This is a genomic window from Streptomyces sp. NBC_01255, assembly GCF_036226445.1.
In the GTDB taxonomy this organism is placed as follows: Bacteria; Actinomycetota; Actinomycetes; order Streptomycetales; family Streptomycetaceae; genus Streptomyces.
In genome coordinates this window covers 4,221,133-4,233,925 of sequence record NZ_CP108474.1, presented here as the reverse complement: position 1 = coordinate 4,233,925, position 12,793 = coordinate 4,221,133, and the positions used below count along the sequence as shown (strand labels likewise).

The following is a 12,793-nucleotide window of genomic DNA, read 5'->3' as shown; positions in this document are numbered from 1 at the left end:
TTCGCAGGTCACAAGGGGTGGGGTGAATGGATTTCACATGACGGCGGCAGTCATGTAATGTTCTTCCTGTCGCCGCGAGCGGGCCGAAAGGCCGGGGAGCGAAGGCAGAAAACAAAACAAGCACTCGTAGCTTAACGGATAGAGCATCTGACTACGGATCAGAAGGTTGCAGGTTCGAATCCTGCCGAGTGCACACAGGTGAGAGGCCCCGGACGAGAGTCCGGGGCCTCTTGCGTTGGGGTCGTACAGCAGCGAAGTACAGCAACCGGCCCAGGAGCGGCCCGGTCTCGCCCCGTGGGTAGGGTGTCCGCTCGACGGTGAAACCGCCTACGGCTGGGCCCGCCTTCTCAACCACGCCATGGCGCTTCGGCTATTGGACCGTCACCACGCCTCACGGCCCCGTCGCCGGAACCGAGACGGATGGACCTGTCCGGCCGATCATGCCGAAGACCAGCGTGAGCAACGAGACCGAGAGCATGCGGCCCTGCCCTTAAGCGGGACCCTCTTCATCGGTCGTTCATGTGTACGGCAGGGTTCCTACCGGGATCAGAAGGCGCCGGTCAGGCCCCACCAGTCGTCGGCCTTCCGGGAGGCCGGTGCGAGCTTGCTCGTACCGGTGCCCGGGTACACGAGCAGGCAGCCGTCTCCCGAGGGGCACGTGGTGGTGGAGGTGCCGGCCCCGGTGATCGCGGCCAGATCGTTGTAGCCGTCGCCGGTGTAGTCGGCGACCGCGAGGAGCGAGGCCATGGAGTTCCAGCCGCTACCGATCAGCACGCGGGAGCCGTAGGCGCCGGCCTTGCCCGGGTAGAACCAGAGCTTGCCCGAGGCCTTCTCGACGGCGACCAGGTCGGAGCGGGTGTCGCCGTTCAGGTCGCCGGCGCCGACCAGCTGCCCCATGACGTTCCAGCCACCGGAGCCGATGAGCTTGCGCGCGCCGAGAGCAGCAGCTCCCGAGTCCGTCACCCTGCCCGGGTACAGCCACAGCTTCCCTGTGGAAGCCTCGCGGGCGATCACGTCCTCCAGGCCGTCCCGGCTGAAGTCGCCCTGGCGCACGAAGGCGTTGAAGGCGTTCCAGCCTCCGGTTCCGATGAGCTCGCCATAACCGTTCCCGGGGAGGAACCAGAGCTGTCCCGCGTTGTTGCGGACGAGACGGTCGGAGTGCCAATCGTTGTTGAGTTTACTGAACTCGGGCTGACGTACATCGTGCCCGTGGCGTTGCCGGTCTTCCAGGCACAGAAGTAGCCCGAGGGACAGTCGCTGGTCGCGGCCTGCGCGGGCGATATGCCCGCCCCCAGCAGACCCGCAGCGGTGAGCCCCAGCGTCGTGGCCACCGTGGCCAGGCGCCGAAGTATTGAAGTGCGCAATTGATCCCTCCCTGAGGTGGCGCGGAGAGAGGTCTCGACGCACCACGCGGGCACCGTATCCGGGTCATGTGGCGATCACCGCAGGCAGGGGCTTCGGACCAGGCCGCCACGGTTCCCTGGACGGCAGGCGGCGCGGTGAGGGCCCGGCCACGCAGAACTCCGTGGGGGGACCTTGATCGGCCGGACAAGTCCTAGGCGAGCCATATGGCAGAAGAACCCGGGGTGCTCCTCGGGGTCTTCTCACGCCGACGTGCCTTGGATGGCTCAGCCGGTGCCGCCCATCGCATCGGACAGCTTGCCGATCGCGGTGCGCACCTGTTCCTCGCTCGCCTCGGCGTACACCTCCATCGTCATCGCGATCTGAGAGTGCCGCAGGATCCGCTGTGCCACCTTCGGGTGGACCTTGAGTGCGACCAGGAGCGAGCTGTACGTGTGGCGGGTGTTCCGAAGCGGGATCACGCGCACGCCGGCGCGGCGGGCCCGCAGGGCGAACATCCGGGTCAGGATCCCCGGCTCGATCGTGGAGGCAGACACGTCACGCACATCCGTCGGACGTACTACATCGATCAGGGGCAGCCCGTGGAGACGGCGGACGTCGTCGGTAGCGATCTCAGCCGCACGTTCACAACGTAACGTTTTCGATGGCCAGTTGAGGTCGCAGGCGGCCGGAAACTATCTTCCTCAATTCTTGCTCAGAAGAACGCTCTTTTCTCCCTCATCGCCCGTGAACACGGTTACGTTCCTTCCATGCGGCCACCTCATTGACCTAACAGGTGGCCTCACGATCAGCCTTAACGTGGGGGAACCATGCGTTTTTACAGCACGAGGGCCGCGCCCGAGGACGAATCGTTGGCGCAATTACCGGAGACATCGACCAACGGGGAGACCGGCTCGCAGGCGTGTGACAACCCCCGTCGCAACTGGATCGAGATCACCTCAAAGACCCCCGTCCACATGCCGACCAAGTGGGTAGGGACGTCCTTCAAGGACGGGCCCGGAGGCATCATGGTGGTCAAGGTCGAGAAATCGGGGACGCTCAAGGCGGAGATCACCGGGGCCGCGGAGGCAGAGGTCGGCGCCGTCATCGCCAAGGCCAAGACCTCGGTGTCGGTCACAATTGGCGCTGAGGTCGGGATCACTCTGGGACACGAGTACCGCAGGAACGTGACCAACAACAAGTACGGTCATCTTCAGTACGGCTCCTGGGGATACTCCGTAAAGTGGGCCAAGTGCGAGACCAGCGCGGATCGATGCGGCAAGAAGCTCATCAAAAGCGGAACCGCGAAGCTGCCCTCCTCGGAGGTCGGGTGGCGCTACTGGGAGACGAACTCGTGACGACACTGCGCAAGCCACTGACCGCGGGGGCGACCCTCGTTCTCGTATCCCTCCTGGCGGCCGGCTGCACCGACGGTGCAACACCCTCGGGTACCCCGTCGGCATCGGCGACGGGGAAGCCCACTGCGACGCAGTCGCCACAAGGGGAAAGCGAGGAAGACCAGGGCAAGCGCGCCAAGGCCGCACTGGAGATCGTCTCGCCGGATGAGCCGGAATTCGTGGAATCCGGGCTGGAGCGGGTTCGGGACGGTGTGCACAGTCTCTCCCCGCTCAAGAAGGGCAAGGCCTACAAGCTCTCCGTGGCTTGCGTCGGCACAGGGGCCGTGAAGGTCGTCATCGCGGACAAGCCGCCCCAGTCCGTGCCGTGTGACGGAGTACCGGCAGGCCGGCGCGTCGAGAATGCCCCGACACAGTTGCCGATCGACATCAGCGCAGCGGCTGGAGCCACAGGAATGATCGCTTGGCAGATCATCTCCGTTCCTTCCTGACAGCGACCGGGACCTCTTGCGTGGAGGTGGGTCGAGGTTTGATGATCGTTTTTTCTCTTCATCTGGGGGTTGGAACATGGCGCTCTTCGGGAACGCGCACGCGATCGATCCGGCGCAGGCGCAGCAGGACTTCGCGCGGCTGCTCGGGCAGGGGGAGCAGGTGCACGCCGCGTACCTGCTGATCCGCGACACGATCTTCTTCACCGACCGGCGCCTGGTGCTCGTCGACAAGCAGGGCATCACCGGCAAGAAGGTCGAGTACCACTCGATCCCGTACCGGAGCATCACGCACTTCGCCGTCGAGACCGCCGGCACCTTCGACCTCGACGCCGAGCTGAAGATCTGGATCTCGGGCAACGCCGTGCCCGTCCAGAAGACCTTCACCAAGGGCGTCGACATCTACGAGGTGCAGGCGATCCTGACGCAGTTCGTCGCGAAGTAGGAGAAGTAGGCAGAGTCGGCGGAGTCGGCGAAGTCGGTGGGAAGGCCCTTGGGGATCCAGGGGCCTTCCCCTTTTGGGTGAACCTGTCTGATTTGCATGTCAGTTGAATATGCCCTCGGCCTAGCTTGCGAGGCGGAGGTGATGATCGATGGATGCGATCGACATCGATGACATGGTGTACGTCGCCACCGGGGCGCGTCTGAGGCGGCTGACCGCGCCGGACGGGACGCACTGGTTCCCGGTCGTGGACGTGGCGAGGCGGCTGGGGTACGCGGGGACGCGGGAGGCGCTGCGGACGGTGGTGCTGCCCAAGGGGTGCCTGGCGGGGGCGGGGGAGCTCGCCGGGAGCGCCGCGATACTCGCCCTCAGCGGCGTCAGGGCCTCGGCGCGGATGGTGAACGTTCCGGGGCTCGTCCAGCTCGTGGGCGCCTGCCGGAGGCCGGAGGCCGGGCCGTTCCGGGCGTGGGTCGCGGAGGTCGTGACGGCGGTCCAGCGGGACGGCGGATACGGGCTCGAACCCTCGCCGGTCCGGGCCGGGTTCCTCCTGCCGCCGGAGCTCGTCGACGCGCTCGTACGACTGGAGGGCGAGTTCGACGAGCAGGCCGCCGTGCACGCCGCCTACGAGGAGTACACCGACCGCGCGGAGCTGCTCCGCGAGACACGCGAGAACCTCGCAAGGGCCGCCGACTCCCTTGCGCGTCTCTCGGTGCCCCGGCAGCGCACCGGCGCCGCCGTCGTCGCGCTCACCCCGCACCAGCTCGTCGAGTCCTGGGCCATCACCGGCGACACCCGGACCGTCGCCTGCTGTCTGGCGCCCGCACTCGTGCGGGGCGGGGTCCGCTACCGGCCCCAGGACGTCACCCTCAGGACCGGTCTCTCCGGCGAGCGCGTCCGCGACTGCGTCCGGATCCTTCTGGAGCGCGGCTGCATGCGTGAGGTGGGTGCTCCGGATCCCGACGGTGCGCGGATTTATGTGCTGCCCTGAGCCGGGGACGGGGGCTGACGTGGCGGAGACTGGACACCACAGCTGGTAGGGAGGCATGGGCCGGTGGAGTGGTGGTGTCGGGGGCTCGGGTGGCGTGATGGGGTGCCCGGGTTGCGATGGCAGGGTGGGCGGGTCAGTGCCCTCACGTACGGGCAGGGGCTTGCCTTTCGGGCCGTCGGGGTGCGGCGGTGTCCTGGCGCTCGGGGCAATCCCTGTCCCCTGGAGGCCGTCGTGTCCGGGCGGGCCACCGGCGGGCGGTGCGCCGAGTGCGCGCGGCTCGACCGGGCGCACTCGGTCGCGGCGGACACCCTGTTGGACGATCCGCAGCCGTACCGCGTCTATCTCGCCTGGTTCGGGCCCGGCATGACCAAGGTCGGGATCACCGCCGAGGCCCGTGGCGAGGCCCGGCTCCTGGAGCAGGGCGCGGTCGCCTTCAGCTGGCTCGGGCGAGGGCCTCTCATGGCCGCGCGCCGGACCGAGGAAGTGCTGCGGCAGGCACTCGGAGTCCCCGACCGGATCGCGTACGAGCGGAAGCGGGCCGTACGGCATGTCCTGCCGCCCGCCGAGGAACGTGCCCGGGAGGTTCAGGAGCTGCACCGGCGCGCGCGGGAGATCGGCGGGTGGACGGAGACCCTGGAGCCGCTGGACTTCGTCGCTCGTGACCACGCCGAGGCCTTTCATCTGGACGGGCTGCCGCCGCTCGGCGGGACCGTCACCGAGCTCGTCGACGGCGGTGTCGTCACCGGGCGCCTGCTCGCCGCCGCCGGGCCCGATCTGCACCTGCTCGATCCCGGTGGGCGGTGCGTCGTCCTCGACACCCGGCTCATGGGGGGTTGGGCGCTCCGGGGGGTCGGGGAGGCGGGTGCTTTCTCGGTGCCGGTGGCCGCTGTGACCGGTGCGGAGCCCGAGAGTTCCCAGGGCGAGCTCTTCTGATGCTTCGTAAAGTCTTGGATCCCTTTGGCCTGCGACCGTGGACATCCCGGCCCGGCCGCGACGAGGGTGATCACATGACCCAGAAGCTGGTGGCGGGCCTGGAACCGCCGTACTACACCGCCCTGTTCACTTCCGTGCGTCCCGACGCGCCCGAGGGCTATGCCGAGACCTCCTCCCGCATGCAGGAGATCGTCAAGGACATCCCCGGGTTCCTCGGCTACGAGTACGCCCGCACCCCCGGCGGCATCGGCATCACCGTCGCCTACTTCCGCGACCTCGACTCCCTCGACGCCTGGCGTCTCGACACCGAGCACCAGGCCGCCAAGGCGCACGGGCGGGAGCACTGGTACGAGAGCTACAGCGTCCACATCGGCAAGGTCGAGCGGAGCTACAGCTTTGAGCGGGAGTAGCGAGAGCGACGACATCCGGGCGCTTGTCGCGCGGCTCGGGATTCCCGGGCTCGTCGATGTGCACACGCACTTCATGCCGCAGAACGTCCTCGACAAGGTGTGGGCCTACTTCGACTCCGCCGGCCCCCTGACGGGCCTGGAGTGGCCCATCACCTACCGAGAGGAGGAGGACCGCAGGCTCGCGATCCTGCGCGATTTCGGGGCCGTCGCCTTCACCGCGATGCTCTACCCGCACAAGCCCGGCATGGCCGCCTGGCTGAACGCCTGGGCCGCCGACTTCGCCGCCCGCACCCCCGACTGTCTGCACACCGCGACCTTCTTTCCCGAGCCGGGCGTCGACACGTACGTCCGTGAGGCGCTCGGCGCCGGCGCCCGCGTCTTCAAGGTGCATCTTCAGGTCGGCGGGTTCGACCCGACGGACCCGCTGCTCGACAGCGCGTGGGGAGCCCTCGCCGACAGCGGTACGCCCGTCGTCGTGCACTGCGGCTCCGGGCCCACCCCGGGCAAGTTCACCGGCCCCGAACCGATGGGGCGGCTGCTCGCCCGCCACCCCCGGCTGCGGGTGATCGTCGCGCACATGGGCATGCCCGAGTACGGCGACTTCCTCACCCTGGCCGAGCGGTACGAGGGCGTGCGCCTCGACACCACCATGGCCTTCACCGACTTCAGCGAGCGGCTCGCGCCCTTCCCGACGGCGGAGCTCGGGCGGCTCGCCGCCCTCGGTGACCGGGTCCTCCTCGGCTCCGACTTCCCGAACATCCCCTACCCGTACGCCCACCAACTCCACGCCCTTGAACGCCTCGGGCTCGGGGACGACTGGATGCGGCGCGTCCTGTACGAGAACGGCGCCGCGTTGTTTCACGTGAAACACCCCTGAGACGGCCACCCCGAGGGCCTTTCTCAGGGAAATCACAGGAAAGGGAAAGAGGGCTCTCAGCGGCGGTGGAGAGCGTGGGCGCATGACCGTCACCACACGCCGCCCCGGCACCCGCGCCGACATGCTCCGTGCCGACGGCACCGCCGTCCGCGTCCTCGTCGTCGACGACGAGGCCTCGCTCGCCGAGCTCCTCTCCATGGCCCTCCGCTACGAGGGCTGGCAGGTACGGAGTGCCGGTGACGGCGCCGCCGCCCTGCGCTCCGTACGCGAGTTCCGGCCCGACGCCGTGCTTCTCGACGTGATGCTCCCCGACGCCGACGGGCTCAGCCTGCTGGGCTCGATCCGGCGTGAGCTCCCGGACGTTCCGGTCCTCTTCCTGACGGCGAAGGACGCCGTCGAGGACCGGATCGCCGGGCTCACCGCCGGCGGGGACGACTACGTCACCAAGCCCTTCAGCCTGGAGGAGGTCGTCGCCCGGCTGCGCGGCCTCATCCGCCGGTCCGGCGCCGCGCAGGCGCGCAGCGAGTCGCTGCTCGCCGTCGGGGACCTCACCCTCGACGAGGACAGCCACGAGGTCACCCGGGGCGGGGACTCGATCCACCTCACCGCCACCGAGTTCGAGCTGCTGCGCTACCTCATGCGCAATCCGCGCCGGGTGCTCAGCAAGGCGCAGATCCTCGACCGCGTCTGGTCGTACGACTTCGGCGGCCAGGCCAACGTCGTCGAGCTCTACATCTCCTACCTGCGCCGGAAGATCGACGCGGGGCGCCAGCCGATGATCCACACCCGTCGCGGGGCCGGGTACCTCATCAAGCCGGGGGAGTAGCGCCCGTGCCCGTACGACGTCGGCGGCCGTGGTCGCTGCGCACCCGGCTGGTCGTCTCGGCGGTCGCGCTGATCGCGGTCGTCGCGGCCGTGATCGGGACGGTGACGACCATCGCCTTCCGCTCGTACCTGTACGACCAGGCCGACGAGCAGCTGAACAGCGTCTCGATGCGGGCTTCGGGCCCGCCGGTCGCCAGGGGATCCCTCCCCGGCATGCCCGACCCGGGCCCGCCGAAGGACCCGCTCGCGTTCGTCCAGTCCGGCGCCCGGATCGGCACCCTCGGTGCCTTCCTGGTGGACGGCGAGATGACCACGGCCGGGTACTCGGCGGAGGCCGCGTCCGAGGATGCCGGGGAGTTCGGACGGAACGTCCAGACCACAGCGCTCGACGCGGCCCAGCGGGCCGCGCTCGCCGCCGTCCCCCGCGACAGCGAGCCGCACACCGTCGAACTGCCCGGCGGCCTCGGGTCCTACCGGGTCGAGTACGCCTCCGGGGAGCGTGGCTCGTTCCTCACCGGCATCCCGCTCGCCGAGGTCGAGGACGCCCTCTCCACCCTCGTCCTCGTCGAGCTGAGCGTCACCGGCGCCGGGCTCGTCGCGGCCTCGATCGCCGGGACCGTGCTGGTCCGGGTGGCGCTGCGCCCGCTGCGGCGGGTCGCCGCCACCGCCGGCCAGGTCGCCCAGCTCCCGCTGCACAGTGGCGAGGTGGCGCTCCATCAGCGGGTCCCGGAGACGGAGGCCGACTCCCGCACCGAAGTCGGCCAGGTCGGCGCGGCCATCAACCGGATGCTCGACCACGTCCACTCGGCCCTCGACGCCCGCCAGCAGAGCGAGACCCGCGTCCGGCAGTTCGTCGCGGACGCCAGCCACGAGCTGCGGACCCCACTCGCCTCGATCCGGGGGTACGCGGAGCTCACCCGGCGCGGCCGGGAGGAGTGCGGGCCCGACACCCGGCACGCGCTGGGCCGGATCGAGTCCGAGGCGACCCGGATGACGGGTCTGGTGGAGGACCTCCTGCTACTCGCGCGGCTCGACGCCGGACGCCCGCTCTCGTACGAGAGCACCGACCTCGTCCCCCTCGTCGTGGACGCCGTGAGCGACGCCCGGGCTGCCGGGCCCGAGCACCACTGGCGCCTCGAACTGCCCGCGGACGGCGAGGCCGTGACCGTACGGGCCGACGGCGCCCGCCTCCAGCAGGTTCTCGTCAACCTTCTCGCCAACGCCCGGACCCACACCCCGCCCGGCACGAAGGTCACCGCCCGCGTCCGGTCGGACGGGCCGAGCGCGCTCGTCGACATCGAAGACGACGGGCCCGGCATCCCGCCCGGGCTCCTGCCGTCCGTCTTCGAGCGGTTCGCGCGCGGCGACGCCTCCCGCTCCCGGCACGCCGGCTCCACCGGCCTCGGCCTCGCCATCGTGCGCGCGGTCGCCCTCGCCCACGGCGGCGACGTGACCGTCGCGAGCGCCCCCGGCCGGACCGTCTTCACCGTCCGGCTGCCCGCCGAGAAGGCCTCCCCGCGGGACTCACAGCCGGACTCACAGCGAGGGCACAGGCTCATCACACAGCCGTGACAGCGGCCCCGGCGAGTGTCGGTGTCATGCGAACCCCAACGATCGCGGGCCCCGCGTCCGGGACTCCCGGCGCCCTTCCCGCCCGGGAGCACCTGCCGGTGAGCGTCGCCGGAAGGCCCGTCCTGGACGTGGTGATTCCCGTCTACAACGAGGAGAAGGACCTGGAGCCGTGCGTCCGCCGGCTCCACGAACACCTCCTGCGGACCTTCCCGTACGGCTTCCGCATCACCGTCGCCGACAACGCCTCCACCGACACGACGCCCGCCGTCGCCGCGGCCCTCGCCGACGAGGTGCCCGAGGTGCGCTCCGTACGGCTTGAGCAGAAGGGGCGCGGCCGGGCGCTGCGGACGGTCTGGTCCGCCTCGGACGCGCCCGTCCTCGCCTACATGGACGTCGACCTGTCGACCGACCTGAACGCACTGCTCCCGCTGGTCGCGCCGCTCATCTCCGGCCACTCGGACCTGGCGATCGGCTCCCGTCTCGCCCGCTCCTCGCGGGTGGTGCGCGGGCCGAAGCGGGAGTTCATCTCGCGGGCCTACAACCTCATCCTGCGCGGCTCGCTCGCCGCCCGCTTCTCCGACGCCCAGTGCGGGTTCAAGGCGATACGGCGGGACGTCGCCGAGCGGCTCCTCCCGATGGTCGAGGACACCGGCTGGTTCTTCGACACCGAGATGCTGGTCCTCGCCGAGCGGGCCGGGCTCCGCATCCACGAGGTGCCGGTCGACTGGGTCGACGACCCCGACTCGACCGTGCACATCGTGAAGACGGCCACCGACGACCTCAAGGGCGTGTGGCGGGTCGGCCGGGCCCTGGCGACCGGCTCGCTGCCCCTCGACCGGCTGGCCCGGCCCTTCGGCGACGACCCCCGGGACCGCGACCTCAGCGGAGTGCCGGGCGGTCTCGCGCGGCAGCTCGTCGGCTTCTGCGTGGTCGGCGCGCTGTCCACGCTCTTCTACGTCGCGCTGTACTCGGCCTTCCGCCTCGGCGTCGGCCCACAGCTCGCCAACGCAGCCGCGCTGCTCGTCTCCGCCGTCGCCAACACGGCGGCCAACCGGCGCCTCACCTTCGGGGTACGGGGCAGGGACCGGGCCGTCCGCCACCAGGCGCAGGGGCTCGTGGTCTTCGCCATCGGCCTGGCCCTGACGAGCGGTTCACTCGCCGCCCTGGGCGCGGCGACCGGCGATCCGGCGCACTCCACGGAGCTCGCCGTCCTGATCGTCGCCAACCTCGCCGCGACCGTCCTGCGCTTCCTCCTCTTCCGGCTCTGGGTCTTCCCCGAGCGGTCCACCCCGCAGACCTCCTCAAGGAACGACCGATGACCACCATGTCCACCGCGGCCCATGCCGCGCCGTCCCGCGGCGGCCCGCTCACCCGGCTCCGGCGCGGGCGCGCCGAGGACGCCCCCTGGGTCCGGCCCGCCTTCCTCGGCCTGCTCGCCGTGACCACCGCGCTCTACCTCTGGAACCTGAGCGCCTCCGGCTACGCCAACTCCTTCTACTCGGCGGCCGTCCAGGCGGGCGGCGAGAGCTGGAAGGCCTTCTTCTTCGGCTCCCTCGACGCGGCCAACGCCATCACCGTCGACAAACCCCCGGCCGCCTTGTGGCCGATGGCGCTCTCCGTCCGCCTCTTCGGGCTCGGCTCCTGGCAGATCCTCGTGCCCGAGGTGCTGATGGGCGTGGCCACGGTCGCCGTGCTCTACGCGGCCGTCCGGCGCCGGTTCGGCGCGGGCGCCGGTCTCATCGCGGGCGCGGTGCTCGCGCTGACGCCCGTCGCCGCGCTGATGTTCCGCTTCAACAACCCGGACGCGCTGCTCGCGCTGCTCATGACGGTCGCGGTGTACTGCGTGCTGCGCGCCCTGGAGCAGGAGCAGGGCGCGGCGAAGTGGCTGGTCTGGGCCGGGGTGGCCTTCGGGTTCGCGTTCCTCGCGAAGACCCTCCAGGCCTTCCTGATCCTGCCGCCGCTCGCGCTCGTCTACGGGGTGTGCGCGCCGGGCGCGATCGGCCGCCGCATCGGCCGTCTCGCCCTCGCCGGACTCGCGATGATCGTGTCGGCCGGCTGGTGGGTGGCCCTGGTCGAGCTGTGGCCCGCGGCCTCCCGCCCGTACGTCGGAGGCTCGCAGAACAACAGCTTCCTCGAGCTGACCTTCGGCTACAACGGCCTCGGCCGGATCAACGGCAACGAGACCGGCAGCGTCGGCGGCGGCGGACGCGGCGGCGGCCAGGGCGGCGGCTGGGGCGAGACCGGGATCGGCCGGATGTTCAATGACGCGGTCGGCGGTCAGATCTCCTGGCTGCTCCCGGCGGCGCTGGTCCTGCTCGTCGCGGGGCTCGTCGTCACCTGGCGGGCGCCCCGGACGGACACGGCACGTTCGGCGTTCCTGGTGTGGGGCGGCTCGCTGCTCATCACACTCGCCGTCTTCAGCTTCATGGCCGGCATCTTCCACGAGTACTACACGGTGGCCCTGGCCCCGTACGTCGCGGCGCTCGTCGGCATGGGTGCGGCGGTGCTCTGGGAGGAGCGCACGCGGTGGCTCGCCTCGGCGGCCCTCGCGGTGACGGTCGCGGTGACGGCGGTGTGGGCCTGGACGCTCCTCGGCCGTACTCCGGACTGGCTGCCGTGGCTGCGCTGGGCGGTCCTGGTGGTGGGCGCGGCGGCCGCGGTGGCGCTGCTGTTCGCCGGCCGGATCGACCGCCGGCTCGGGCTCGCGGTGGCGGGCCTCGGGCTTGCGGCGGGGCTCGCGGGGCCGTTCGCGTACACCCTGGAGACGCTGGGCTCCGGGCACCAGGGCTCGATCGTCACGGCGGGTCCGTCGGGCGGCGCCATGGGCGGTCGGGGCCCGGGCGGTGGCGGTATGCGGTCGTTCGAGATGGGGGCGCTGCCGCAGGGAGGCCAGGGCCAAGGCGGTCAGGGCCAGGGTGGCCAGGGCCAGGGCGGCCAGGGCCCGGACGGTCAGGGGCAAGGTCAGATGCCCGGTGGGCAGGGTGGTCAGGGACAGATGCCGGGTGGCCAGGGCGGCCAGATGCCCGGTGGCCAGGGCCAGATGCCCGGCGGCGGCACACCGCCCCAGGGCATGACCCGGGGTGAAGGTGGCCCCGGCGGCGGTGGCATGGGCGGTCTCCTCAACGGCGCCAGCGTCGGTACGGAGGCGAAGGCCGCGCTCCTCGCGGACGCCGACGCGTACACCTGGGTCGCGGCCACGGTCGGCGCCCAGAACGCGGCCAGCTACCAGCTCGCCACCGAGAAGCCCGTGATGGCGATCGGCGGCTTCAACGGCAGCGACCCGTCCCCGACGCTCGCCCAGTTCAAGCAGCACGTCGCCGAGGGGAAGATCCACTACTTCATCGGCGGCAGCGAAGGCGGCACGGGCGAAGGCGCCACCGGCGAGAACGGCGGCGGCCGCATGGGCGGCGGCGGTCCCGGCGGCAACTCGGAGATCTCCACCTGGGTTTCGGAGACGTTCGAGAAGGTCACGATCGGCGGCGCCACCTTCTACGACCTGACCACGACGAAGTAATCGCTATACAGCGTACGAGACTCCTTGTGCGGTGTACGAGACCTAGTC

At 70.7% G+C, this 12,793-nt stretch carries 13 protein-coding genes, 1 tRNA gene and 1 pseudogene; 12 read left to right on the top strand and 3 right to left on the bottom strand.

What is annotated here, in order from left to right:
• The first annotated feature begins 120 nt into the window (after positions 1-120).
• Positions 121-193: transfer RNA gene (locus tag OG357_RS18840), tRNA-Arg, on the top strand.
• 353 nt (positions 194-546) lie between these two features.
• On the opposite strand, the gene OG357_RS18835 is transcribed toward OG357_RS18840, so the two are convergent.
• The 3 genes and pseudogenes from OG357_RS18835 to OG357_RS18825 form a co-directional block, all read right to left on the bottom strand.
• Positions 547-1,053, bottom strand: a complete 507-nt coding sequence (locus OG357_RS18835; protein ID WP_329622257.1) for an FG-GAP repeat domain-containing protein — start codon at positions 1,051-1,053, stop codon at positions 547-549.
• Positions 1,011-1,331, bottom strand: a complete 321-nt coding sequence (locus OG357_RS18830; RefSeq protein ID WP_329622256.1) for a peptidase inhibitor family I36 protein — start codon at positions 1,329-1,331, stop codon at positions 1,011-1,013. Before OG357_RS18830 ends, OG357_RS18835 begins: the two co-directional genes overlap by 43 nt.
• A gap of 297 nt (positions 1,332-1,628) precedes the next feature.
• Positions 1,629-1,883 (bottom strand): annotated as a pseudogene (locus OG357_RS18825) (site-specific integrase); the annotation flags it as partial.
• 288 nt (positions 1,884-2,171) lie between these two features.
• Between OG357_RS18825 and OG357_RS18820 the strand changes: the two are divergent.
• The 11 genes from OG357_RS18820 (at position 2,172) to OG357_RS18770 (ending at position 12,745) form a co-directional block, all read left to right on the top strand.
• Positions 2,172-2,699, top strand: a complete 528-nt coding sequence (locus tag OG357_RS18820) for a hypothetical protein (RefSeq protein ID WP_329622255.1) — start codon at positions 2,172-2,174, stop codon at positions 2,697-2,699.
• Positions 2,696-3,187 carry a hypothetical protein gene (locus OG357_RS18815; protein ID WP_329622254.1) on the top strand — a complete coding sequence of 164 codons (492 nt, stop codon included), beginning with the start codon at positions 2,696-2,698 and terminating at the stop codon, positions 3,185-3,187. The genes OG357_RS18820 and OG357_RS18815 overlap by 4 nt, the downstream gene beginning before the upstream one ends.
• A 76-nt stretch (positions 3,188-3,263) precedes the next feature.
• Positions 3,264-3,629 (top strand): PH domain-containing protein, encoded by a 366-nt coding sequence (locus OG357_RS18810; RefSeq protein ID WP_024756150.1) that lies wholly within the window; start codon positions 3,264-3,266, stop codon positions 3,627-3,629.
• A gap of 148 nt (positions 3,630-3,777) precedes the next feature.
• The gene (locus tag OG357_RS18805; RefSeq protein WP_329622253.1) at positions 3,778-4,614 is read left to right on the top strand and encodes a BRO-N domain-containing protein; all 837 of its coding nucleotides are present in this window, start codon (positions 3,778-3,780) and stop codon (positions 4,612-4,614) included.
• A gap of 63 nt (positions 4,615-4,677) precedes the next feature.
• On the top strand, positions 4,678-5,547 hold the full coding sequence (locus OG357_RS18800) for a DUF2797 domain-containing protein (protein ID WP_329622252.1): 870 nt from the start codon (positions 4,678-4,680) through the stop codon (positions 5,545-5,547).
• Between the two features lie 74 nt (positions 5,548-5,621).
• Complete coding sequence (locus tag OG357_RS18795) at positions 5,622-5,957, top strand: antibiotic biosynthesis monooxygenase family protein (protein WP_329622251.1); 336 nt, start codon at positions 5,622-5,624, stop codon at positions 5,955-5,957.
• Complete coding sequence (locus tag OG357_RS18790) at positions 5,944-6,834, top strand: amidohydrolase family protein (protein ID WP_329622250.1); 891 nt, start codon at positions 5,944-5,946, stop codon at positions 6,832-6,834. The genes OG357_RS18795 and OG357_RS18790 overlap by 14 nt, the downstream gene beginning before the upstream one ends.
• Positions 6,835-6,916: 82 nt before the next feature.
• A complete protein-coding gene (locus tag OG357_RS18785) occupies positions 6,917-7,660 on the top strand; it encodes a response regulator transcription factor (protein ID WP_329622249.1) in 744 nt (247 codons plus the stop codon).
• A 5-nt stretch (positions 7,661-7,665) separates the two neighbouring features.
• Positions 7,666-9,231 carry a sensor histidine kinase gene (locus OG357_RS18780; protein WP_329622248.1) on the top strand — a complete coding sequence of 522 codons (1,566 nt, stop codon included), beginning with the start codon at positions 7,666-7,668 and terminating at the stop codon, positions 9,229-9,231.
• Positions 9,232-9,257: 26 nt separating this feature from the next.
• The gene (locus OG357_RS18775) at positions 9,258-10,550 is read left to right on the top strand and encodes a bifunctional glycosyltransferase family 2/GtrA family protein (RefSeq protein ID WP_329622247.1); all 1,293 of its coding nucleotides are present in this window, start codon (positions 9,258-9,260) and stop codon (positions 10,548-10,550) included.
• Positions 10,547-12,745 (top strand): ArnT family glycosyltransferase, encoded by a 2,199-nt coding sequence (locus OG357_RS18770; RefSeq protein WP_329622246.1) that lies wholly within the window; start codon positions 10,547-10,549, stop codon positions 12,743-12,745. The genes OG357_RS18775 and OG357_RS18770 overlap by 4 nt, the downstream gene beginning before the upstream one ends.
• Positions 12,746-12,793 lie beyond the last annotated feature (48 nt).